We start from the raw sequence: 428 nt of genomic DNA, 5'->3' as shown, positions 1-428 counted from the left end.
CAAAGGGTATTCGCACCTCCCCGACGCTTATCGCAGCGTATCACGTCCTTCATCGCCTGTGCATGCCAAGGCATCCACCAAATGCCCTTAAGACACTTGATCACTCTCATTGCCAATATCCATCAAAACATCAGTTTCAATGTTATCAGCAGAAAGACCAGCTTCTCGAGATACAATCGGTGGAGCGGTTAGGCGTCCAATCATAATGCAAGGCTTGAGCAAGCTCTTGCGACATCAGCTATAAAGCTGATCCGATTACATCTTCTCTTCACTATTTCATACAGAACAGGCAAATTGCGCTAAGCAATCTGCAAACTTGTTTCTTTCTTTTGTTGATTGACCAAAATCCGTCCTACTCGACACCAAAAAAGTGATGGTGGAGCTTATCGGGATCGAACCGATGACCCCCTGCTTGCAAAGCAGGTGCT

The 428-nt window shown here is 46.3% G+C and carries 1 rRNA gene; it reads right to left on the bottom strand.

Annotated features, from left to right (window positions below):
• Positions 1 to 102, bottom strand: a 23S ribosomal RNA gene (locus tag ACOZHT_RS24430); the annotation flags it as partial.
• Positions 103 to 428: the final 326 nt, after the last annotated feature.

It is taken from the genome of Ochrobactrum sp. EDr1-4, from assembly GCF_049199085.1.
Taxonomy (GTDB): Bacteria; Pseudomonadota; Alphaproteobacteria; order Rhizobiales; family Rhizobiaceae; genus Brucella.
Note: the sequence above shows the minus strand (reverse complement) of the source record. Positions and strands in the feature narration are given on the sequence as shown.